17 protein-coding genes are annotated in these 23,518 nt (G+C 46.1%); 10 read left to right on the top strand and 7 right to left on the bottom strand.

Annotation, left to right across the window (positions count from 1 at the left end; genetic code table 11):
- Nucleotides 1-7: 7 nt before the first annotated feature.
- Both MN210_RS04985 and MN210_RS04980 read left to right on the top strand, forming a co-directional pair.
- Nucleotides 8-3,238 (top strand): efflux RND transporter permease subunit, encoded by a 3,231-nt coding sequence (locus MN210_RS04985; protein WP_338412667.1) that lies wholly within the window; start codon nucleotides 8-10, stop codon nucleotides 3,236-3,238.
- The gene (locus MN210_RS04980; protein ID WP_338412666.1) at nucleotides 3,235-4,995 is read left to right on the top strand and encodes an efflux transporter outer membrane subunit; all 1,761 of its coding nucleotides are present in this window, start codon (nucleotides 3,235-3,237) and stop codon (nucleotides 4,993-4,995) included. Before MN210_RS04985 ends, MN210_RS04980 begins: the two co-directional genes overlap by 4 nt.
- A 201-nt stretch (nucleotides 4,996-5,196) precedes the next feature.
- Here MN210_RS04980 and MN210_RS04975 read toward each other — a convergent pair whose 3' ends face one another.
- Together MN210_RS04975 and MN210_RS04970 are read right to left on the bottom strand one after the other, a co-directional pair.
- Complete coding sequence (locus tag MN210_RS04975) at nucleotides 5,197-5,520, bottom strand: hypothetical protein (protein ID WP_227535524.1); 324 nt, start codon at nucleotides 5,518-5,520, stop codon at nucleotides 5,197-5,199.
- A gap of 98 nt (nucleotides 5,521-5,618) precedes the next feature.
- The gene (locus MN210_RS04970) at nucleotides 5,619-6,212 is read right to left on the bottom strand and encodes a hypothetical protein (RefSeq protein ID WP_227832358.1); all 594 of its coding nucleotides are present in this window, start codon (nucleotides 6,210-6,212) and stop codon (nucleotides 5,619-5,621) included.
- 241 nt (nucleotides 6,213-6,453) lie between these two features.
- Between MN210_RS04970 and rnhA the strand changes: the two genes are divergently transcribed.
- From rnhA to MN210_RS04940, 7 genes are all read left to right on the top strand, one after another.
- Nucleotides 6,454-6,930 carry a ribonuclease HI gene (rnhA, locus tag MN210_RS13305; protein WP_041773298.1) on the top strand — a complete coding sequence of 159 codons (477 nt, stop codon included), beginning with the start codon at nucleotides 6,454-6,456 and terminating at the stop codon, nucleotides 6,928-6,930.
- A gap of 95 nt (nucleotides 6,931-7,025) precedes the next feature.
- The gene (gene dnaQ, locus MN210_RS04965; RefSeq protein WP_425605636.1) at nucleotides 7,026-8,204 is read left to right on the top strand and encodes a DNA polymerase III subunit epsilon; all 1,179 of its coding nucleotides are present in this window, start codon (nucleotides 7,026-7,028) and stop codon (nucleotides 8,202-8,204) included.
- A 108-nt stretch (nucleotides 8,205-8,312) separates the two neighbouring features.
- Nucleotides 8,313-10,070, top strand: a complete 1,758-nt coding sequence (locus MN210_RS04960; protein WP_338412665.1) for a hypothetical protein — start codon at nucleotides 8,313-8,315, stop codon at nucleotides 10,068-10,070.
- Between the two features lie 41 nt (nucleotides 10,071-10,111).
- The gene (locus MN210_RS04955) at nucleotides 10,112-10,939 is read left to right on the top strand and encodes an RnfABCDGE type electron transport complex subunit B (RefSeq protein ID WP_011960154.1); all 828 of its coding nucleotides are present in this window, start codon (nucleotides 10,112-10,114) and stop codon (nucleotides 10,937-10,939) included.
- Between the two features lie 29 nt (nucleotides 10,940-10,968).
- A complete protein-coding gene (nth, locus tag MN210_RS04950) occupies nucleotides 10,969-11,664 on the top strand; it encodes an endonuclease III (protein WP_011960153.1) in 696 nt (231 codons plus the stop codon).
- Nucleotides 11,665-11,927: 263 nt separating this feature from the next.
- Nucleotides 11,928-13,094, top strand: a complete 1,167-nt coding sequence (metK, locus tag MN210_RS04945) for a methionine adenosyltransferase (RefSeq protein WP_201543320.1) — start codon at nucleotides 11,928-11,930, stop codon at nucleotides 13,092-13,094.
- Between the two features lie 74 nt (nucleotides 13,095-13,168).
- Nucleotides 13,169-13,501, top strand: coding sequence for a DUF3144 domain-containing protein (locus MN210_RS04940; protein WP_011960151.1), 333 nt, complete (start codon nucleotides 13,169-13,171; stop codon nucleotides 13,499-13,501).
- 121 nt (nucleotides 13,502-13,622) lie between these two features.
- Here MN210_RS04940 and MN210_RS04935 read toward each other — a convergent pair whose 3' ends face one another.
- From MN210_RS04935 to gyrA, 5 genes are all read right to left on the bottom strand, one after another.
- Nucleotides 13,623-15,251, bottom strand: coding sequence for a BCCT family transporter (locus MN210_RS04935; RefSeq protein ID WP_110816387.1), 1,629 nt, complete (start codon nucleotides 15,249-15,251; stop codon nucleotides 13,623-13,625).
- A gap of 414 nt (nucleotides 15,252-15,665) precedes the next feature.
- Nucleotides 15,666-18,254: an ATP-dependent chaperone ClpB gene (clpB, locus tag MN210_RS04930; protein WP_011960149.1), complete on the bottom strand. Its 2,589-nt coding sequence runs from the start codon at nucleotides 18,252-18,254 to the stop codon at nucleotides 15,666-15,668.
- A gap of 373 nt (nucleotides 18,255-18,627) precedes the next feature.
- The gene (locus MN210_RS04925; RefSeq protein ID WP_011960148.1) at nucleotides 18,628-18,846 is read right to left on the bottom strand and encodes a hypothetical protein; all 219 of its coding nucleotides are present in this window, start codon (nucleotides 18,844-18,846) and stop codon (nucleotides 18,628-18,630) included.
- Nucleotides 18,836-19,540, bottom strand: a complete 705-nt coding sequence (locus MN210_RS04920; RefSeq protein ID WP_110816385.1) for a glutathione S-transferase — start codon at nucleotides 19,538-19,540, stop codon at nucleotides 18,836-18,838. Before MN210_RS04920 ends, MN210_RS04925 begins: the two co-directional genes overlap by 11 nt.
- Nucleotides 19,541-19,641: 101 nt before the next feature.
- Nucleotides 19,642-22,341: a DNA gyrase subunit A gene (gyrA, locus tag MN210_RS04915; protein ID WP_338412664.1), complete on the bottom strand. Its 2,700-nt coding sequence runs from the start codon at nucleotides 22,339-22,341 to the stop codon at nucleotides 19,642-19,644.
- Nucleotides 22,342-22,705: 364 nt separating this feature from the next.
- On the opposite strand from gyrA, the gene MN210_RS04910 reads away from it, so the two are divergent.
- Complete coding sequence (locus MN210_RS04910; protein WP_338412663.1) at nucleotides 22,706-23,509, top strand: methyltransferase domain-containing protein; 804 nt, start codon at nucleotides 22,706-22,708, stop codon at nucleotides 23,507-23,509.
- The last annotated feature ends 9 nt before the right edge of the window (nucleotides 23,510-23,518 follow it).

The raw sequence follows: 23,518 nt of genomic DNA, 5'->3' as shown, positions 1-23,518 counted from the left end.
AGAAATCATGTCACGATATTTTATTAACCGCCCTATTTTTGCATGGGTAATTGCAATTTTAGTCATGCTATTGGGTGTTATTTCGGTCATTAATTTGCCGATTGAGCAATACCCGCGTATTGCACCGCCAACCATTAAGGTCAGCGCCACCTATCCAGGTGCTAACGCACAGACCGTAGAGGACTCTGTGGTGCAGATTATTGAGCAGCGCATGAAAGGTCTAGATGGATTGATGTATATGTCCTCTAGCTCCTCCTCAACCGGTTCAGGCTCAGTCACCTTAACCTTTGAAAACGGTACCGATCCAGATACCGCTCAGGTACAGGTACAAAACAAGCTACAAGCGGCCATGAGCTCGCTACCCGAAACAGTACAGCGTCAAGGGGTCAACGTTAACAAGTCCTCTAGCAGCTTCTTAATGGTACAAGCCTTCGTCTCTGAAGATGGCTCTATGGATCGATCAGACATTGCTGACTATGTGGCCTCAAACGTGGTTGATCAGCTTAGCCGTGTGGAAGGTGTGGGTGACATTAACTTATTTGGCTCCTCTTATGCAATGCGTGTCTGGTTAGATCCTGCTCGCCTGCGTAGCTATAATTTAGTACCCTCAGATGTGGTCAATGCCATTCGAGCCCAAAACGCTCAGGTCTCTGCCGGTCAATTGGGTCAAGCCCCAGCCGATACTGACAAACAGGTCATTAACGCCACCGTCAGTGTACAAAGCTATCTAAAAACAGCTGAAGAATTCTCAAACATATTAGTGAAAACCGATGGCACAGGCGCACAAGTACGCTTAGGTGATGTGGCGCGTGTCGAGATGGGTAGTGAAAACTACAGTGTCAATGCCTTATATAATGGTAAAGAAGCCGCTGGTTTGGGTATTTCATTAGCACCTGGCTCTAACGCACTGGCCACCCGTGAGCTTGTCGCTGAGCGTATGACGCAGCTTGAAGCCAACTTCCCTAAAGGCTTAACTGCCGTTGTACCTTATGACACCACCCCATTCGTTAAGCTGTCTATTGAACAAGTGGTTCATACCTTACTAGAAGCGATTGCTCTGGTATTTGTGGTGATGTTCTTGTTCTTACAAAACTGGCGTGCGACTATTATCCCAACGCTTGCAGTACCTGTTGTTTTGTTAGGTACTTTTGGTGTGCTGTATGTCGCAGGCTTTAGTATCAACGTATTGACCATGTTTGCCATGGTACTGTCCATCGGTCTACTGGTGGATGACGCGATTGTTGTTGTGGAGAACGTGGAGCGTATTTTAGAAGAAAACCCTGAGATATCAGTCAAAGATGCCACATTCCAATCCATGCGCGAAATTAGTAAAGTGGTTATTGGTATTGCGCTCATTCTATCTGCCGTTTTCGTACCTATGGCCTTCTTTGGCGGCTCAACAGGTGTTATTTATCGTCAGTTCTCAATCACTTTAATCACCAGTATGGTGCTGTCTGCCCTAGTGGCCTTAATATTTACTCCTGCATTATGTGTGACCTTACTTAAGCGTCAAAAAAATCATGGCGAGGAGAAAAAAGGTTTCTTTGGTTGGTTTAACCGCAGCTTTGACAAAACCAGTAAAGCCTATGAGCGCTTTATCGGCAAGAGTATCAATCTAAAATGGCTATACTTAATAGGATATGCGGCGATCATTGGCCTTATGGCTGTGGTTTTCCTACGTATTCCTGGCTCATTTTTACCCGAAGAAGATCAGGGTATTATGATTACCTTAGTACAGCTGCCCTCAGGCTCAACGTTAGATGAGACCCAAGAAGTACTGGATAAAGTCAGGGGCTATTACGACAGTCAAGAAAAAGACAACGTCGCCTCTGTGTTTACAGTCGCCGGCTTTAGTTTTGCCGGTCAAGGTCAAAACATGGGTCTGGCCTTCGTGCGGTTAAGCGACTGGGCGAATCGTAAAGGGGAGGAAAACAGTGCCCAAGCTGTGGCCGGACGTGCCATGGGCTATTTCTTTACCCAATTAAATGAAGCTCAAGTATATGCCATTGTTCCCCCTGCCATTACTGAGCTAGGTAACGCCAGTGGTTTTGACTTAATGCTACAAGATGTGGGTAACGTGGGTCATGACGGCTTATTAGCCGCACGTAACCAACTGCTGGGTATGGCGTCACAAAATGATCAAGTCGCTGGTGTTCGCCCTAATGGTCAAGAAGATGCGCCTCAGCTCAAAGTTAATATTGACCAAGAACAAGCGGCCGCTTACGGTCTGGCTATGAGCGACATTAACAGCTTACTATCTACAGCTTGGGGCTCATCTTATGTCAACGACTTCGTTGATAGAGGCCGTATCAAACGCGTCTTCGTTCAAGGTGAAGCTGACAGCCGCACCAATCCTGAAGACATTAACAAGTGGTATGTGCGTAACAAGACTGGTGATATGATTTCTATGGGCGGCTTCTCAAGCAGTGAGTGGCAAAATGCCTCACCTAGCTTAACGCGCTACAACAGCTTTCCTTCTATGAACATCCAAGGCAGCGCTGCACCAGGTTTAAGTACCGGTGAAGCCATGGCAGCTATGGAGGAGATGGTCAGCCAATTGCCACCAGGTGTGGGCTATGAGTGGACTGGTATGTCACTTGAAGAGAAAAAATCAGGGGCTCAGGCACCAATGTTATATGCCTTGTCTATTCTTGTGGTGTTCTTATGTTTGGCCGCTTTGTACGAAAGCTGGTCCATCCCATTTGCAGTGCTGCTGGTTATTCCGCTTGGGGTGTTGGGTGCAGTCGTGCTAACTTGGTTTAGACAGTTTGCTAACGACATCTATCTACAAGTGGGTTTATTAACCGTGGTAGGTCTGTCTGCTAAGAACGCCATCTTGATTATTGAATTTGCTAAAGAGCACCAAGAGGAAGGCTACAGCTTACGTGAGGCGGTAATGACAGCAGCAAGACAACGTCTGCGTCCTATTATCATGACATCACTGGCTTTCGGTTTTGGTGTGGTTCCTTTATACTTAGCAACAGGTCCAGGTGCCGGTAGCCAAAACGCCATTGGTACCAGTGTGGTCGGTGGTGTGATTACCGCAACTTTATTAGGTATCTTCTTTATTCCTATGTTCTATGTGTGGGTACGCTCTGTATTTAAATATAAGCCTGAGGGTCCAAAAGATGGCTCAGGTGGCGCTGCTGCTCAGCCGCATGCGACAACCCCTGCTCTTTCAGCTAATGGCACAAGTGCAGCCTCTACCCCAGCAAATCTTGGAGACAACACTCAATGACGACCTCTGTAACCTTAATTCCTGATTCTAAAAGTCGAAGCGTGAGTGGTTCTGTTATGCGTACCCGAAAAAAATGGTCCCGTTTGTTTGGTCTATCTGCTTTGACAGTCGCAATCAGCGCCTGTCAAAGTGTTCCACTGGCCGACACAAGCCCCACAGTAGCCCGCCCCAATATTCCTTTGAATCCGGGCGAAAACTATGAGCTTTATGGCAACAACCAAGTGCCTTCAAGCCTAGCGGCTGTACGTTGGCAGAGCTTTTATTCTGATCCTAAGCTAAAAGCGCTTATCCAAATGGGTCTGGATAATAACAAAGATGTTAAGCAAGCTGTCCTAGCCATTCAGAAAGCCCAAGCTCAGTACCGCATTACTGACAGTAATGATGCGCCTAACTTAGGTTTGAATGGAGATTACTCATACGGGGCAAGTAATGCTAGAGACCGTAACCCTAGTGACAGCTTTAATGTAGGCCTAGGTATGGCGGCTTATGAGCTTGATTTTTGGGGTAAAGTGGCAAGCTTAAAAGACCAAGCGCTGCAAAATTACCTCAGCACCACAGCCGCACGTGACACCGCTCAGGTCAGCTTGATTGCCAATATTGCCAAAAGCTATGTCAATTTAAGCTATCAGCAAAAGCAGCTAGAGCTTGCCATTAGTACATTGCAGACTCGAGAAGAGTCGCTACGCATTACGCAAGCCCGCTTGGCAGCTGGCATTGACTCAAAAGCGCCTTCGCTGCAAGCAGCTGCCTCTGCTGAGACGGCTCGTATTGCTGCACTAAATGCTCAAAGCGGCGTATTAAGAGCCAAAAATGCTTTGAAATTCTTGGTGGGTACCCAGATTAGCGAAGACATGATGCCAGATCCCGCTATTCCTTCGATTACTTCAAGCCAAGTATTAAGCGCAGGCTTGCCAAGTGACTTATTACGCTACCGCCCTGATGTCTTGCAAGCTGAATACAATCTAAAAGCGGCGGGCGCTAATATTGATGTGGCCCGAGCTGCCTACTACCCTTCTATTAGTTTGACAGGCAACTTAGGCTACTCAAGTAGCGACTTATCTGACTTATTTAAGAGCAGTGCTGGCAGTTGGTCGTTTGGACCCTCTATTAGATTGCCTTTATTTGATGCCGGTCAGCGTGATGCCAACTATGAAGTGGCTCAAATTGAGCGTGATCAAGCCGTTGCCGATTACGAAAGTACAGTAGAGGCGGCGTTTAAAGAGGTCAACGATGTACTCGCAGATCGAGCGACATTAGATGCCAGAACTCAAGCAGAATATCGCTTACAAGAGAACTATCAAGGTTTATTTGATATCTCTGAAGCCCGCTTTAAGGCGCAAGTGGATGACTACTTAGCGGTACTAGATGCTCAGCGCTCACTGTTCTCCACTCAGCAGTCTATTTTGAACCTTGAGCAAGAGCGTCTAAATAACCAGATTGAGCTGTATCAAGTGTTAGGTGGCGGTGCCAACTTAGGTGCGGTGGCAGTACCTACCCCTAAATATCAAAACCTGGTCAATGTCCTTGATAATAAGACCAATAAGCAAAAAGCGGTCAATGCTGTTGAAGCCAGCAAAGGGCCAAGAATTGTCACCGCCCAAGAAGCTTACCTGCTTGAGCAGCAAAAGCCTGTGAAAGTTGTGGAACAAAAACAAGCAACCCCAGTGGATATAAACAACGACAACAACACCGATGCTTATATCTCTGTGGTAGAAACCACCACTGAGCCTGCTGACTCTAAAGTGGTTCAGCCTTAGTTCAGCCTTAGTTCAGCCTTAGTTCAGCCTTAGTTCAGCCTTAGTTCAGCATTAGTTCAGCATTAGTTCCGCATTAGCTCCGCATTAGATTCTGCCCAATAATACTGACAAAAAATGGCGCTATAATAGCGCCATTTTTTATGGGTAAAACATATGAACAAAAACGCTTAAGCTGGCTGTCATGACCCCGCAGCTTATCTTCTACTCTGGCAGGTCGTGACGAATGTGATCAGGGCTTAGGCCAAAAGAGAACACAAAAGTCGCCACAAGGCTGTTGACGACCACAAAAGGCACATCAAGGCTGGCATGACCCAGTACAAATCGCCCCAGTAATACAGAAATCAGCAGCATCAGGGCAAAAAACAGCGCTAAATACAGTCTAATTTTGGGATGTTTGAGCCCATAAGGCTGATTAGGTCTTGGCCCTTTTTCTAAGACATACAGCCTAATTGCCCAGCCGGCAGCATAGGCCAAAGCGCCCATCAATAAATAATTTAAAAAACCCATGGCTGAATTCCTACTCATGAAGCCGCCCCACCGATGCCATAGGCTCGATAAGGCTTAGCTTTGCCTACCTAACTTATCATTATTTAAAATAGCGAAGATACAAAATAACGGCCAAGCTACTCAACCTTACCCGCTGGCCTAATGGTGATATTGCCCACCTCTTCCATACCGGCTATATTGCTATGCGGATTGGACTGCATTTCTTGCGCTGGTGTGTCATCACAATCCACTTTATAAATGGTGTTTTGACCTTGCAAGATATAGCCCAAATACGGACTGTCTAATGAGGGGTCAATATTGACATAGGCCTGCTTGACATTCGCCATTACCAGCACTCTATCCGGACGACCTATCATGGCCGTTAAGTCCTCTGCTTTGACAGGAAAATACTTATCTACCTGCTTTAAGGGCATTGGCTCAAGCGGCTCTGGATCATCCCATACTCTATTGGCAGATTTGGGCTCTTTCATTTGCATCACCAGCTTACCCGCTTGCTCGCTGACTTTAATTTGAGCTGGCTCTTCATGGCTGACGGTATAACAGCCTGCAAACAGCTCGGCATGCTTTTTGATAGAGGCGGCAGAGGTTACATCCTCTGCACTGTCCATGGTCTGACCCTCAGGGGCATCGTGACTGTCACAGCCTGCCAGCACCGCAGCGCCCGTTAGCAGTAAGGTAGAAGCTATATTGGATAAATTTAGTGATTTCAAAATAGTATTTCCAATCATAATAAAAGGGTCTAAGCCGTTAAGCAGATTGCCATTTTAACAAACTTACAGCCCTTCTGGGTACGCTTATCAAATATTAACTACGCCAGCTCAAATAGCGTCGCTATTTTTGTTATACTAAGGGCACAATTTGGGCAGCGCCTGCCTGATTTTTGGCTAATACGATTATTTTCCTATTGGCCGCTGACTACTTTTTTGCCAATCTTATCTGCTGTGAGCTTTTATGTCTGTTTTGCATCCCAAACCCAATACCACCATAGCTTTTACTGACGGCGCTTGTAAGGGTAATCCTGGCCCTGGCGGCTGGGGTACATTGTTGGTGCTCAGCAGCGGAGAGCAAGTGGAGTATTTTGGCGGCGAAAAACACACCACCAATAACCAGATGGAGCTGATGGGTGCTATTGTTGCGCTACAACAAAGCCCAAAGGATCAGCTATTAGAGATTTGGACCGACTCAAGTTATGTGAAAAATGGCATTACTCTATGGATACAAGGCTGGAAGAAAAAGGGCTGGAAAACTGCTGCGAATAAACCGGTTAAAAACCAAGAACTGTGGCAGCGCTTAGATAGCTTGCAAAGCGGCCGCGACGTCAGCTGGCACTGGGTAAAAGGCCATGCAGGCCATGAAGGCAACGAAAAGGCGGATGAGCTGGCCAATCGTGGTATTTTATCCTCCTCAGAGGACTTAAAAAAAAACTAACTCAAACGCCTAAGCCAAGCCTGACACCCAGCACCGGCTTGACTGATGCCGACACTCTCCCACCGCTCTCTCAAAATATTAAGAATACTGCCTCTATGACTCCTGATAATTCTAAAACCGACTGGCTGCTTAACGACCCCTTAGGCTTCGATGAGATGCAAGCTGACACCCAAGAGCCTGCTGAGTATGATGACTATTATACTGCCCAAGACCCTACAGACTTTGACAATAAGGCATTAGACGCTGAGCCTATGCCGCAAGCCACACCTGATCAAGACTTGAGGGACACTGCGGCACCGCAAGATGCTATGGCGCCGCAAATGGCTGAGCCACTAGAAGCTAACACCCCAGAGGTGGCATTTGATGGCGATACCAGCCGAGCCAACCCTCATTTTAAGCCCTTACTACCGCAGCCTATTAACCGCGGTCTTAGCGGTCGCCAGCTGATTATGGATACCGAGACCACCGGACTAGATGCGCTAAAAGGTGATCGCATTGTTGAGGTGGGTATCATTGAGCTGGTGGATCGCAAATTTACCGGCGAGAAACTGCATGTCTATATCAACCCTGAGCGTGGTATGGATGAAGAAGTTATCCGAGTTCATGGTATTAGTGAAGCTTTTTTGGCAGACAAACCTACCTTTGGTCAGATCGCCAAGCCGTTATATGAGTTTATGCTCGGCGCTGAGATAATCGCGCACAACGCTTCGTTCGATATCAGCTTCTTATCGATGGAATTTGATCGAGTAGGATTGACGGGTTTTGCTGATCAGATAAAAATCACCGACTCTTTAGCATTGGCCAAGCAGCAGTATCCAGGCCAAAAGAATACTTTGGATGCCTTGGTACGCCGCTTGAATGTGGGTAAGATGGACCGCACCTTCCATGGCGCCTTACTCGACTCGGAGATTTTAGCCGAGGTATATCTGGCCATGACCGGTGGCCAAGTTGCTTTAGCCATTGATGAAGATACCCAAAGTGAAGGCGCAGGTTCGCACGCAAGCTTTGCGCATTTGGCAGATAAGCTGGTTACCGCCAAAGCCCCTCTAAGCGATCATGTCCTGTGGGTGGCCAAGTTATTAAAAAAATACCCCAATTTGTCCCAAACCCAAGGGGTTAGCTGTTTTTATCAAGTTACCCAAGACACGCAAGTGCCAAGTGTGCTGCTACAAAAGCCTTTTGTCCGCCCCACTCAGGCGCAGCAGCAAGGATTTAGTAGACCCTTAGTGTATGATGTGAGTCTGGCCGACAACTTATATCTTGCCGTAAGCTAAGCTGTGATTGATTGATAGCTAAGTTTGTACTACAGTGATAAACACGCAATAAGGACATACTCGCGCCATAAGTAGCTATATGGATTTATTTATTACTTGGTAACCTCTATGATCTCATCAGCCTCATCACAGCGCTTAGCGCCACCACAAGCCATTAGTATCACAAACTTTGATTTATCAGCGCTTTATCTGCTGCGCCCAGAAATCCAAATGATCTTAGATAATTGCGAAAAGCATCTAAGTGAGTTTTATAATGATAAAGCGCAGGCCCCACTGCTTTTGGACTCAGCGGCGATGCTGGCGCAGTTAGGCTCAGTGTTTAAGTTAATCTCACTTTATGGCAGTAGTGAGTTGGCACACGCATTATCAGCAGGGTTTAAGCACCTTTATGATCACGGTGATAATAGCAAAAAAGCGCTGATTTTAAGTCTGTTAGAAGCGATTATGATTCAGGCCCGTTATGTGGAGTTTGTGCTACTTCAAGAGACACTAGAACCCTCATTACTATTGCCTATTATCAATAAAATTAATGGCTTATTAGGACACAGCCTAATTAGCGAGACGGCTGTCAGTGTAGAAGGCCTAAGCGGTTATCAACATATAATCTTAGCCAATCCTGCCCAAAACTTTCAGCCGGTGGCTAAGTTAGGGCTCAATCATGAGCTACTTACCACTGCTTATCGCGCAGGCCTTGCGGTTGTATTGAGTGCCAAAACCTCAAAATTGACCGACTCTGAACCAGACAAGATTAGCGCCATGCATCAAGCCTGCACAGTTATTGCGGATCAATCAGACAGCCTATTTTGGCGAGCCGCTCAAGTGGCTACCCAGCATTTGGCAGAACTATTACCGCTGCAGCCAGCACAAAAGCGGCTGTTTATCTTTATTGATCAGCAGTTTAATACCGACTTGCCAACCGATAATCGCCGCTTCGCTGAGCTTGTCAGTTTTGCCTGCTTGCAACCTGGTGAGCTTGCCGGCCGCTTAAGACAGCAAGTCACTGCCAATAAATTAAGTGACTCGCAATTAAAACAGTTTAAGCAGTTTTTGCATGGGCCCGATCAAAAAATTACCGGCACCATACATACTTTGATTCAGCAGCAAATCAATGACATCAAAGCCGATATCGATGCCCAAATTAATGTATCTTTATCTGCTGAGGGTTCAGAGCAGTCAGTCGTGCCTAAGTTTCATAGCGCGACAGATAAGTTGGCTCAGCTGGCCTCAATCTTCCAGCTGTTAAACTTACCAAAAGCCGCCCAGAGCTTACAAAATAGCATTCATGAGATTGGTAAATGGCATCTCCCAAATGATGAGCAGCTTGATATATTGCTGTCTCAGCTGATGGTTGCCGAGAATGCTGCTATAGGCTTATCCAAAGCACATATCCCTGGTGCCGCCATGCAACGCATTAATAATGCTAATATTTCAATTTATCAGCTAGATACCGCCTATCAACAGCTCATTAAGCAAAGCCGCCGTGTTATTCGCCAGCTTGAGCAAGCAATTGGTGAGTATCTTGATAGTTTATACGCCTCTAATACCGATGCATCTGTGCAGCCTCAAAGCTTACTACAACAGATCCCAGCGACGCTCAAACAACTCGCCGGTGCGCTACAATTTTTGGCATTAAGCGATGCGGCCAATATGATTAACCGCTTGCGACTACAGCTTGATGAAAGCTTATATATTGATGATAATAAGCACCCTAAAAAACAGGAGCAGACGTATGATACGTTTGCCAACCTTGCCACTGTGTTATTGGCCATTGACCATCAGCTTAGCGCACGCCAGCAAAACTACCCTATCGGCCAATATGCCATGCAGGTGGCCAATAGCAGTTTGGCCAAAGTGTTGGCGGCGTAAACGGCCTGTTTTCATTTTATTCAACTTATTTTGAGGTACTTGTGAGCACTGATCGATTAAACGCCCTTCCCATCTTATTTAATCGCTTAGGGCTTGAGAGCCTGCCTGCACAACAGCGTGAGCGCATTGCTGCTGTAGATGCCATCTTACCTCAGACTCAGTGCGGGCTGTGTGATCATCCTGACGGCTGCCTGCCTTATGCAGTGGCCATAGTGGTTGATGATGAAGCGCATAATAAGTGTGTACCCGGCGGTCAGCCTGTCAGTAATGATATAGCTGATATTTTAGGCCGTGAGTCGCTGCCTGTGCGTCAGTCACAATGGCCTGTGGATGCTCATACCGGCCGCCCTACTGAAGTGCGTGCCATTATCCGTGAAGATGACTGCATCGGCTGTACCAAGTGTATTCCGGCATGCCCAGTGGATGCCATCATTGGCACCGGCAAGCACATGCACACCATCTTTACCGACCTATGTACAGGCTGCGAGCTGTGCCTAGCGCCCTGTCCAGTTGACTGTATTGACCTGGTGGAGCTGCCACGTGATATAGCGCTTGAAACGCCGGAGTATAGAGCCAAAGAGCAGGCGCATTTAAGACAACGCTATCACACTCACCTAAACCGTGTGGCGCAGCAGATGACAGACAATACCCATGCCAAGCCGGTGACTAGTATGGTAGAGACCATGATTGGTAATGCCTCGCATCAAAGCCTCGACATTGACGAAGATCAGGCCAAAGCCACCATTGCTGCAGCCAAACTACGCACCAAAATCAAAAAGCTTGAAAAGCAGCTTAGCGTGCGTGCCAATGCTACCAAGCAAGCTGAGCTTGATGCGCTCAAACAGCAGTTGATGCTTATTGCCGGTTAATTGCCAAGCTATTTTATGAGTGTAGAGTTATGAGTAAAGTGGTTAAACACAAAACAGCCGATACCCCACCATCAAGACGCCTACCCAATCGCGATGTACGCCCTTTTTTTGAGAAATTGGCCGCAGCCATCGATGAGCCGGTCACAGAGCTTGAATACAGCAGTAACTTTGAGCTGCTTATCGCGGTTATCTTATCGGCGCAAGCTACCGATGTCAGTGTCAATATTGCCACCCGCAAGCTGTTTGCAGTGGCCAATACCCCCGAGGCAATCTATGCGCTGGGTGAAGAGGGCTTGAAACAGTACATCAAAACCATTGGCCTGTATAATTCAAAAGCCAAAAATGTGATTAAGGCCTGTAAAGACTTAGTCGATAAACACAACAGCGTGGTGCCTGATAACCGCAAAGACTTAGAGGCGCTGGCAGGTGTCGGCCGAAAAACCGCCAACGTGGTATTAAATACCGCCTTCGGCCAGCCCACAATGGCAGTCGATACCCATATCTTTCGAGTCAGCAATCGCACAGGACTTGCCACTGGCAAAACGGTTCTGGCAGTCGAACATAAGCTGATTGAACGTGTCCCTGATGATTTTATACTCGATGCCCATCATTATTTGATTTTGCACGGCCGTTACACCTGTCAAGCACGCACTCCAAAATGCGGCGCTTGCCCTGTTTATACAGAGTGTATGTTCAAAGACAAACAACTATTTGCTGAGATGTGATGTTTTTGGGCTCATTTTTGTGCTTTGACTTATGCTAAAACTAACTAAGCCGTTTTCGACCGATGAATAGTGGCCAAGTCACTAGAGTTTTGGCCAACTTCAAGGTAAAATATGCTATTTTAAATTCTACGTTTGTCTTGTCAGATTTTATCGATTATCGTCTTGGCCTTTTTTAAAGCTCTGTCGTATGTTTTTTAAAACTCTATCGGATGAAAATCGCAAGTTCCTGAACACAAGCCCTGACTATAAGTGACTCCCTCATTATGCATGACTATCAACTTTTTACCTCAGAATCTGTAAGTGAAGGCCATCCAGATAAAATGGCAGATCAAATATCAGATGCGTTGCTTGATGCTATTATGCGTGAAGATTTACACGCCCGTGTGGCCTGTGAAACCTTAGTAAAAACGGGGGCAGTGGTTTTAGCGGGCGAAATCTCAACCACCGCCAATATCGATATCGAGCGTATCGTCCGTGATACGGTCAACAGTATCGGTTACAACCATTCAGACCTAGGCTTTGATGGTGAAACCTGTGCCGTTATAAACATGATTGGCAAACAGTCTCCTGAAATCGCTCAGGGCGTTGACCGCATGAATCCAGAAGACCAAGGTGCAGGCGATCAGGGCTTAATGTTTGGTTATGCCAGTAACGAAACTGAAGTATTAATGCCAGCGCCTATCGAATTTGCACACCGCTTGATGGAGCGTCAATCAGAGCTGCGCCGCTCAGGTGAGCTAAAATGGCTGCGTCCAGATGCCAAAGCTCAGGTCACTTTAAAATACACCAACGGTACCCCATCAGCCATTGACGCAGTGGTACTGTCGACTCAGCATGATCCAGACATCTCACAAGCTGATTTACAAGAAGCTGTGATGGAAAACATCATCAAGCACGTGTTGCCTGCTGACTTATTACATGCCGGTACTCGCTATCACATTAACCCCACCGGTAAATTCGTCATCGGTGGCCCTGTAGGCGACGCCGGTCTAACAGGTCGTAAAATTATTGTAGACACTTACGGCGGTATGGCGCGTCATGGTGGCGGTGCCTTTAGTGGTAAAGACCCATCAAAAGTGGACCGTAGTGCGGCTTATGCGGGTCGTTATGTGGCCAAAAATATCGTGGCCGCAGGTCTGGCTGAGCGCTGTGAAGTTCAGATCAGTTACGCCATTGGTGTGGCTGAGCCTACCTCCATTTCGGTCAATACTTTTGGGACAGCCAAAGTTAGCGCTGAGGTGATCATTGAGCTTATCCGCACCCACTTTGACTTGCGCCCTTATGGTATTACCCACATGTTAAATCTGCTACAGCCTATGTACCAACAGACGGCCACTTATGGTCACTTCGGTCGCCCAGGCTCTGAGACTGCCTTTACTTGGGAAAAAACCGATAAAGCCGAAATCCTAAGAGCAGATGCCAATATTTAGCCAATATCTCATAGTAAGCGCTATAAAGAATAAACAACGGCTCTAAATTTTAAAGTAAATAAGTTGAATCTATTATGACCGACAATAACACCACCCAAACCCCTGAGTTGTCAAAAGACATCGAAGCCTTTTACAAACGTGCTGATGCCATCATTGAATTGGCCAACAGCCAATTAGGTCCAGAATCACACTCAGGTCAAGTAGGCGCCTCTTTGTTGTATGCTGCAGCTCGCTATAGCTCTTCTGTGGCTTCAATCGGCTTCGTTAAAGGCAGTGATTTGGCTAAAGAAAAACAAGAGATTATCGAGTTTTATACCAAGCAGTATCGCCAAATGCTCAGTGACAACTTAGATGACTATGCTGAGAACTTCGATAAATATGTACAAACCGGCTCAGCGCAAAAATAGAGCAGATTATCGGCGTTAACCCGCTTTCTGTTTTTTTTATCAGACAGCTTTTTGGTATCAGACAAAAAAATAGCCCACGTTTTGTGGGCTATTTTTTTTGCTACGCTATACTTATGCGCTGTTAATCGCCTGAGATAATCTTAGGAGGGCCTTTCAAAAGCTCTTCATCAACGAATTCATCAGCAGTATTGTGCTCAGCCGACTCCTCGGTAATAAACCACTGATGAGCGCGGTATAAGATTAAGCGGTCACGGCTCAAACCTCGCATTAAGGAGTACATCATCACCACTATCACCACGGCAAATGGAAAGCCTGCCACAATAGCTGCCGCTTGTAACGCACCCAATCCACCCGCTGCCAGCAAAATAGCAGCTACCAATCCTTGAGCCACTGCCCAAAATAGACGTTGAATCTTAGGAGGATTGGCATCACCACCTGAGGTTAACATATCAATCACGAAGCTTGCAGAGTCTGATGAGGTCACAAACCACAGCACAATCATCACCACAATCAGCATGGTGGTGGCCTGAGTAAAGGGGTAGAACTCCATCAGTTTAAAGATGGCATTACCATAATCATTTTGCACCACTTCGATAAAGCCTGGGTTGCCTAGTAGCTCCATATTCACCGCCACCCCACCAAAGGTAGTGAACCAGAAGAATAAAATAGCCATTGGCACAAATAGCACGCCCAATAAAAACTCACGAATGGTGCGGCCACGGCTAATACGAGCAATAAAGACACCAACAAAAGGTGACCAACTTACCCACCAAGCCCAATAGAAAATGGTCCAAGCAGACTGCCAATCTGTCTTAGAGTAAGCTTCATTCCAAAAGGCCAACTGAATTAGGTTTTGGACATAGTTACCAATATTTTCGACGAAACTGTCCATAATGTACTGACTGGGGCCCAATATAAAAGCAAAAGCCAACAGCACAAAGGTCAAAAAGATATTAAGATCGCTTAACCGCTTGATACCTTTGTCCAAGCCTAGCATTAATGAGCCACAGGCCAGTAAGGTAATAAAGCCGATCAACACAATCTGTATGGTGATGTTGTTGGGCAGATTAAATAGGCCCTCTAGACCTGAGTTAATCTGTAACACGCCAAGACCCAAAGTTGTCACCACACCGAACATGGTACCAAATACCGCTAAGGTATCTACCGTATGGCCCCAGCCGCCATAAATGCGCTTACCTAATATAGGGTATAGCGCTGAACGAATGGCCAGTGGTAAACCACGGCGAAAATGAAAATAGGCCAAAGACAGCGCCACAAACGCGTAAATTGCCCAAGCATGAATACCATAATGCAAAAATGAGATGTTCATCGCCTGTTTGGCGGCTTCCACGGTCTCTTTTTCGCCCAAAGGTGGTGCCATAAAATGGTACACTGGCTCAGCAGTACCCCAGTACATGATACCAATACCGATGCCTGCCGAGAACAACATGCCAATCCAAGATGGCAAACTATACTGCGGGGCTTCGGTCTGATGCCCCAGACGAATGTCGCCATATTTACTAAAAATTAAATACAGACACATCACCACTGCGGCATTCATGACCACAATAAAAAACCAACCAAATCTGTGGGTAATAAAGCTTTGGGCTTGTGTAAATACGGTATTGGCCACTTTTGGAAATAGAGCCCCAAAAATGATAAACCCGACAATCAATACAACTGAGGCTATAAATACCGGCTTATTGACCTTGGGAAAAGGACCCAATCGACCAATTTTCAACTCACTCATTTATCTACCTTGTTTTAAAAAGTAGCCACCTTAACAATCCTCTTAATAATAAGCAATTTTTGCAACAGCTTTGCTGTAATAAATTAACCAACTTTAATTGATTTTTTTATCAAAGTATGAAAATCCTATTGATTAACCTAAGCCATGTCTCCCTAGTAAATAGTAAGCCGCCTCTTTATTATCCATAAAAAAAGCTCAGTTACTTTTAACTAAGCTTGCGCATCTCCTGCTGTTTTTATTTTGAAGATAATATTAACTAAATCAAAAGTATCATAAGCCACGTGTTGGCCGCTGTCACTGCTCTAAGCCGCCTTGATATGATGACTTGTGGCTTAAAAGTAAAAAACCCCTTACCTACTTACGTAGATAAGGGGTGTGCTGTGTGATAAATCTATCCGTCTGCTCTAAGCACAGTTAGGCTTTGGTGAAAACCAGGTTATCTTCGTCATCCACATCCACTTGAATGGTATCACCGGCGACAAATTCACCCGACAACAGCTTTAATGACAAGGGGTTTTCGATCTGCTGCTGGATAGCACGTTTTAGCGGACGTGCGCCATACACAGGGTCATAACCCACAGCCACCAGCATATGCATCGCATCAGCAGACAGCTTGATGTCCATCTCACGCTCTTTTAAGCGGCTGCGTAAACGATCCAGTTGGATGTCGGCAATACCGGCCATCTGTGACATACCAAGTGGATGGAAAACCACAATCTCATCGATACGGTTCACAAACTCAGGGCGGAAATGCTGACCGACAGACTCCATGACTGATGCTTTGATTTCTTCATAATCATCACCGGCCATCTCTTGGATTTTGTGCGAGCCTAAGTTACTGGTCATGATAATGACTGTGTTTTTGAAATCCACCACTCGCCCCTGTGAATCTGTTAAACGGCCATCATCAAGCACCTGAAGTAGAATGTTAAACACATCAGGATGCGCTTTTTCTACCTCATCGAACAAGATAACGCTATAAGGCTTACGGCGAACCGCTTCGGTCAATACACCGCCCTCTTCATAGCCCACATAGCCAGGAGGCGCACCGACTAAGCGGCTGACACTGTGCTTCTCCATGAATTCACTCATGTCGATACGCACCATCGCATCCTCACTATCGAACAAGAAGTTGGCCAGTGATTTGGTCAGCTCAGTTTTACCCACACCGGTTGGGCCTAAGAATAAGAAAGAGCCTGATGGACGGTTGGGGTCTGATAGACCTGCACGGCTACGACGCACCGCATTGGCCACTGACTGCACCGCTTCATCTTGACCGACGACTCGCTCATGCAAGCGCTCCTCCATCGTCAGCATTTTCTCACGCTCACCTTGTAGCATTCTGTTGACCGGAATACCGGTAGCCGCCGCCACCACTTCAGCAATTTCGTTATCGGTTACCTTATTGCGCAGCAGCTTGATACCATTGCCTTCACCCGTCTGCTCTTTTTGCTCAGCTAAGTCAGACTCGGTAATGCGTTTTTCTAACTGCGGAATGGTCTCATACTGCAGCTTACTCATGGTCTCATAGTCACCCTCACGGCTGGCTTTGTCATAAGCAATACGCGCTTTATCCAGCTCGTCTTTTAGCTGCTGACTGCCTTTGACCAGCGCTTTTTCTGCCTGCCAAATCTCGTTAAGATCAGCATACTCTTTTTCAAGCTCTTCAATCTGCTCATCTAATACCTTACGTTCTGCTTGAGCGCCAGCATCTTCTTCATTTTTTAAGACTTCACGCTGCATTTTTAGCTGAATTAAGCGGCTGTCAAGCTTACCTAAGGCTTCAGGCTTGCTGTCCATCTCCATACGCAGACGGCTTGCGGCCTCATCCACCAGGTCAATGGCTTTATCAGGCAGCTTACGGTCGGTGATATAACGATGACTCATGCGCGCCGCAGCAATAATAGCGCTGTCTTGGATATCTACCCCGTGGTGCAGCTCATAGCGCTCTTTTAGCCCACGCAAGATGGCAATGGTGTCCTCGACTGTTGGCTCATCGACCAATACTTTTTGGAAACGGCGCTCAAGGGCAGCATCTTTTTCAATATACTGACGGTATTCATCCAGCGTTGTTGCACCCACACAGTGTAGCTCACCACGTGCTAAAGCAGGCTTTAACATGTTGCCAGCATCCATCGCCCCATCCGACTTACCTGCGCCCACCATCGTGTGTAGCTCATCGATAAATAAGATGACATTGCCTTCTTGCTTGGCCAAATCATTGAGCACGCTTTTTAGACGCTCCTCAAACTCACCGCGATATTTTGCACCAGCAATTAGGGCACCTAAGTCTAACGATAACACCTCTTTACGGCGCAGACCCTCTGGCACATCGCCATTAACGATTTTTTGAGCCAAACCCTCAACAATAGCGGTTTTACCCACACCAGGCTCACCGATAAGTACTGGGTTATTCTTAGTACGGCGTGACAACACCTGAATGGTACGACGAATCTCTTCATCTCGGCCAATCACAGGATCAAGCTTACCAAGCTCGGCACGCTCAGTTAGGTTAATGGTATATTTATTTAACGCATCACGTTGATCTTCAGCATTTTGATTGTCCACAGTCTGCTCTCCCCGCAATTGTTCGATAACCGCTTTTAATTTCTCAGCAGTAACACCGGCTGTATTAAACAGTTTTTTGGTATCGCCTTGTTCCGCTAACACCAATAATAACCATTCGGTAGCAATATAATCATCGCCCGCTTTTTGGGCTTGACGGTCAGCTAAGTTAAGCACTTTCACCGCATCTGGGCTTAAGTTGACTTCACCAGTTGGATTGGCAATCACTGCCTGATTGTCCAAGGCTTTGGCCACGCCATTTTTTAGTGCCGGAATACTGGCACCGGCTTGCTGACACACCGAAATATTAGACTCATCTTCTAATAAAGCGGCCATAATATGCACCGGTCCAATACTGGTGTGGTCTCGACCGATGGCCAGACTTTGAGCTTGTTGGAGCGCTGCTTGTAGCTTTTGAGTGAATTTATCAAATCTCATAGGATTGTCCTTGTAATAGGCGTATTTTATATTTTTTATATCAATTGTCTAAAAGCAATCTTTAACTTAAGGCATAAATACTATACACCTGTTGTTAACTTAAATTGCTTTGTTCTGTTATATATATGCAGCTAGGGTCTTAGCTTTTCAAGTCATCTCTATTTGTTTTTTAACAATGTCAAATTTTTTCGATGACCAAGGGGTAATTGGTGTTATATATAAGATTTAGCTGTGTTTTTTTCAATATTTTGGCCAAAAAAAACCTGCGGACCCTTCATAAAAAAGGAACGCAGGTTTAGGACATAACACCCAATATTCGTCATTTTAACAATCATTTAGGTAATTTTTTTACCCAAATCTGTTTGTCCAGCTGTTAAGGCATTTTACAATAAACCAGACCTTGCTCAACGCTAGTTTGGGCACCGGCCATCTGACACTCTTTGACCAAGTGCGAACGGCTGGCTTGCCACCCAGCATAGAAGCTGACGACACAAAGTAATAAAACAAAAATCTTTATTTTGCTGTTTTTGAGCAGTTCCGGTTTTTGGGGTACATCAGAGTGCAATTGAGAGTGTTGACGCTTAGAACTCAAGCTTACCTCCTTTTGCCACTGCCGCTTTATAGGCCGGACGACCTTGGCAACGCTTTAACCAGTTTAAAGTACTGGTATAACGCACCTCATCAAGGCCTGCGCCTGAGTTGGCCGCTTCAACAAAAAATGCCATCTGAATGTCCGCTGCCGTAAACTCGCTCCCTGCAAAAAACTGATTACTCGATAAGGTTTGTTCGACCAATTCTAGCGAATTATTAACATTTTTAGTAATCATAGAGGCTTCTACTTGCTTACGAATCCCTTTAGCGATGGGCTTAATTAGGGCCGGAGAGCGCTCCACTACTTTTGAAAATACCAAGCGCATGACCAAGGCTGGCATGGCAGACGCTTCGGCATAATGCATCCAAAAGTCATAGTCACGCCAAGCGGCATCATCGGCATCAGTTTTTGGATGCAGCTCATAATTGGTATCATATTTGGCCATGAGGTAATCTATGATGTGCCCAGATTCGATTAAAGCAGTGCTGTTATCAGGGTGCTTAGGATCCAATCCTTTTACTTCAAGAATCGGCGATTTGCCGACAGGATGGATACGCTCTAAGCTCTTAGGCGCTAAAAAAGATTTATTGCGCTCATAACTGGTCAGTTGATACGGCACACCCAGCTCTTCTAGAAGCCATAAAATACGAAACGAACGTGACTTTTGTAAGTGATGTAAATGTAAATCAGACATAAGCGATCCTTGATTATGAAATAAAAAATGCCGACAGATTATGCCGGCATTCTATACACTCTAAGCGGGTTGTCATAGCACTGTTTTGTTACTCAAGCTAACTACTCTAGAGTATCAGAGTGGTCCACAATGTCACTGTCTTTATCCGCGTCAAGTACGTCACCGGTCAATAAGCCATCTTCAATCATGGCTTCAACCAGCTCATCTTCTTCACCGGTATCTTCAACTCGTGCCATGGCCACTAAGGCTTCATCCTTAGACAAACGGATTAAGGTAACCCCTTGCGTGTTACGACCTGAGGTTGCTACTTGAGCCACGGGGGTACGCACCAAAGTACCTTTGTTAGAGATTAAGATAATATCATCTTCTGGCTGAACCTTAGTGGCACGAACGAGTGCGCCGTTACGTTCACTGGTCTTGATGGCAATCACACCACCGCCGCCACGGTTTTGGGCATTAAACTCATCAACAGGGGTACGTTTACCATAGCCATTTTCACAAGCAATCAAAATCTCTTGCACATCCTCTTCGATGACTACCAGCGACTTGATAAACTCATCATTTGCAATACGCATACCGCGTACGCCTTTGGCAGTACGTCCCATAACGCGGGCATCATTTTCATCAAAGCGGATGGCTTTACCACTTGAGGCAAACAGCATCACTTGTTGCTCGCCGTTGGTAATGCGTGCAGACACCAGCTTATCACCCTCTTCTAGGCCAATAGCAATCAGACCGTTTGAGCGAATGTTGGCAAATTGTGACAATTCGACACGTTTAACGGTACCGTTAGCTGTGGCAAAGAACACAAAATGGCTGTCAATTTCTTCTGATAAATTCGGAATCGGCAAGATGGTGGTGACAATTTCATCTGGCTCAAGCCCAATAATATTGACTAAGGGGCGACCACGGGCACCGCGGCTGGCAATCGGTACTTCAAAGCCGCGTAAGCTAAACACTCGGCCGTTATCGGTAAAGCAAAGTACCGTGGCGTGCGTTGAGGTGACCACTAAGTGATCGATCACATCATCTTCTTTCATCGCTGTGGCAGATTTACCTTTACCACCACGTTTTTGTGCCACATAATCGCTAATAGGCTGAGTCTTAGCGTAGCCTGTACGAGATACGGTTAATACCACGGTTTGCTCTGGGATTAAATCTTCACGGCTAAAGTCGGTACGTGAGTCAACAATATCAGTACGTCGCTCATCACCGAAGTTCTCTAAAATCTCAAGCATTTCATTTTTGATAACCATCATCAGCTTATCAAAATCTGCCAAAATAGATTCAAGCTCAGCGATTTGACGCAATAAGTCTTGATACTCTTCGGTTAATTTATCTTGCTCAAGACCGGTTAGACGATGCAGCTGCATCTCTAAGATAGCATTGACCTGCTCAAGCGATAGACGATAATTGTTGCCTTGATCAATCAGACCAAACGGATTTTTTAAATCCTCACCCTCAATATATTCAGGGCGTACTGAGCGTAGGTCACCCGCCGCTAGCGTGCCACGGCCCGCTGCCTGTAGCATAGCGACAACTGTTCCTGAGTCCCAAATCTGAGCCAATAGCTTCTCACGAGCTTCACCGCGGTTGGCCGACTCTTTGATAGTCGCGATGATGTCATCGATATTGGCCAGCGCTACGGTCAAACCTTCTAATAAATGACCACGGGCTTTGGCTTTATTTAATTCAAATATGGTGCGGCGGGTGACCACTTCTTGGCGGTGACGCACGAAAGCGGCAATCAGTTGACGCAAGGTCATAAGCTTTGGCTGGCCATTATCTAAGGCCACCATATTAATGCTAAAGCTTGACTCAAGTGGGGTCTGCAAGAATAAGTTATTGACGATAATTTCGGCCACTTCACCGCGGCGCAGGTCAATGGCAATGCGCATACCGTCTTTATCAGACTCATCACGAATCTCAGAGATACCTTCAATCTTTTTATCACGAACCAATTCTGCGATGCGCTCAATCAGTTTGGCTTTGTTAGACTGATAAGGAATTTCGGTAAATACAATGCGCTCACGATCACGGTTAACACCCGTATCGCTCATCGGCTCAATATGATAGCGGCCACGAATGTGTAAGCGGCCTTTACCGGTACGGTATGCATCAACGATACCTGAGCGGCCATAGATAATGCCACCGGTAGGAAAGTCAGGTCCGGAGATGTAATTGGTCAGCTCTTCACTTGAGATATTGGGGTTGTCGGCATAGGCCAAGCAAGCATTTAATACTTCAGTTAAGTTGTGTGGCGCCATGTTGGTGGCCATACCAACCGCAATACCGGTTGCACCGTTAACCAATAGGTTCGGGATACGAGCAGGCAGAACGCTTGGCATACGCTCAGAGCCGTCGTAGTTATCTTCCCAATCGACAGTATCTTTGTCCAAATCACCCAGCATTTGATGCGTCAGCTTGGTCATACGAACTTCGGTATAACGCATCGCTGCAGCAGGGTCATCATCGATAGAACCAAAGTTACCTTGACCGTCAACCATAGGATAGCGAAGACTAAAGTCCTGCGCCATACGCACAATGGCATCATACACTGCAATATCACCATGAGGGTGATATTTACCGATTACGTCACCGACCACACGGGCCGATTTTTTATAGGGTTTATTGTAGTCGTTTGACAGCTGATGCATGGCGTACATGATACGGCGATGCACAGGTTTCAGCCCGTCTCTCACATCAGGTAATGCTCGAGACACAATAACGCTCATCGCATAATCAAGGTAGGATTGCTTCATCTCATCTACGATGGCAATGGGACTGACCGAATCACTCATACATACATCTCCATGTTAGCAGCTGATCTCATTTTTGGGCGTGATTTTTTAGCATGAAGTTTGGCTTGGTTTTTTAGCCCGGCAATCACGAATTTTATGAGGACAACTGCAAACTATTTTTTAAATTTTTATGCTAATAATTACCTGCTGTATTTTAGCATAAATTACGCTCAAGCGGGCGATTTGACTGACATTAACTCCAAAACCCTTGCCAAATTCAGTGATTTTCAGCCAGAAAAAAAACACCTTCTAAGCCTGCGTCAAAAAGCATAGGATATTTGTTGGTAAATTCTGCTAACTTGGTTACAATCTATGGTTTTTTAACCCCATTTTATCCCCTATTTTTGATAAAGGCTAAGTTGACATGAGTGCAGATAAAGACCGTAACTTTGATCCCATCACCGAGCATTTTGTCAAAAAAGTCTATGGCGGCTTAAAAGGGGAGATTCGTCTGGCAGTGCTCAAGCGCGACTTGGCTCAGACAGTCGAGCAGCTATCCGCTCAGTTAAAGCGGCCGTTAAAAATACTTGACGTGGGAGCTGGATTGGCTCAGTTGTCATTGCAGCTGGCCGCTCAAGGTCACATGGTTACGATCAATGACATCTCAGACAACATGCTCACTGAGGCCAAAAAAAATGCTGAACAATTGGGCGTGTTGCCTCAAGTAAACTGGTTAGTCTGCCCCTATCAACAGCTTGAGGACTTGCTTGGGGAGCACAACAAACAAAGCTATGACTTGATTTTGTGTCATGCACTGCTTGAATGGTTGGCTGAGCCGCAACAGATTATGCCATTTTTTGCACAGTGGCTTGCGCCCACAGGCGTACTGTCGCTGTGCTTTTATAACCCCGCAAGCTTCATATACCGCAATCTGATTATGGGCAATTTTAACTTGCTCAATAACCCCAATTTCAAATCAGACAACAAAAAAAGCCTGACACCCAATAACCCCGTCAGCTATGAAGAAGCTGACGCTTGGCTAAAGGCGCAAGGCTTTATGATTGATAAAGTAAGCGGGCTGCGTGTGTTTCATGACTATGCGCCGCTAAAACGTGGTGGTCACACCAATCCTGAGGCTGTGATTGAGATGGAGCTGCGCTATTCAGATCAAACCCCTTATAAATGGCTGGGGCGCTACCTGCATGTTCAGGCCTCTTTTGATGCTTAACTGTCAGTA

Origin of the sequence: Psychrobacter raelei, from assembly GCF_022631235.3 — a bacterium.
Classification (GTDB): Bacteria; Pseudomonadota; Gammaproteobacteria; order Pseudomonadales; family Moraxellaceae; genus Psychrobacter; species Psychrobacter raelei.
Note: the sequence above shows the minus strand (reverse complement) of the source record. Positions and strands in the feature narration are given on the sequence as shown.

Coding starts and splice junctions, on each gene's coding strand:
- MN210_RS04985 (WP_338412667.1), top strand. CDS start 8: ATGTCACGATATTTTATTAACCGCCCTATTTTTGCATGGGTAATTGCA.
- MN210_RS04980 (WP_338412666.1), top strand. CDS start 3,235: ATGACGACCTCTGTAACCTTAATTCCTGATTCTAAAAGTCGAAGCGTG.
- MN210_RS04975 (WP_227535524.1), bottom strand. CDS start 5,520: ATGAGTAGGAATTCAGCCATGGGTTTTTTAAATTATTTATTGATGGGC.
- rnhA (WP_041773298.1), top strand. CDS start 6,454: ATGTCTGTTTTGCATCCCAAACCCAATACCACCATAGCTTTTACTGAC.
- dnaQ (WP_425605636.1), top strand. CDS start 7,026: ATGACTCCTGATAATTCTAAAACCGACTGGCTGCTTAACGACCCCTTA.
- MN210_RS04960 (WP_338412665.1), top strand. CDS start 8,313: ATGATCTCATCAGCCTCATCACAGCGCTTAGCGCCACCACAAGCCATT.
- nth (WP_011960153.1), top strand. CDS start 10,969: ATGAGTAAAGTGGTTAAACACAAAACAGCCGATACCCCACCATCAAGA.
- metK (WP_201543320.1), top strand. CDS start 11,928: ATGCATGACTATCAACTTTTTACCTCAGAATCTGTAAGTGAAGGCCAT.
- MN210_RS04940 (WP_011960151.1), top strand. CDS start 13,169: ATGACCGACAATAACACCACCCAAACCCCTGAGTTGTCAAAAGACATC.
- MN210_RS04935 (WP_110816387.1), bottom strand. CDS start 15,251: ATGAGTGAGTTGAAAATTGGTCGATTGGGTCCTTTTCCCAAGGTCAAT.
- clpB (WP_011960149.1), bottom strand. CDS start 18,254: ATGAGATTTGATAAATTCACTCAAAAGCTACAAGCAGCGCTCCAACAA.
- MN210_RS04920 (WP_110816385.1), bottom strand. CDS start 19,540: ATGTCTGATTTACATTTACATCACTTACAAAAGTCACGTTCGTTTCGT.
- gyrA (WP_338412664.1), bottom strand. CDS start 22,341: ATGAGTGATTCGGTCAGTCCCATTGCCATCGTAGATGAGATGAAGCAA.
- MN210_RS04910 (WP_338412663.1), top strand. CDS start 22,706: ATGAGTGCAGATAAAGACCGTAACTTTGATCCCATCACCGAGCATTTT.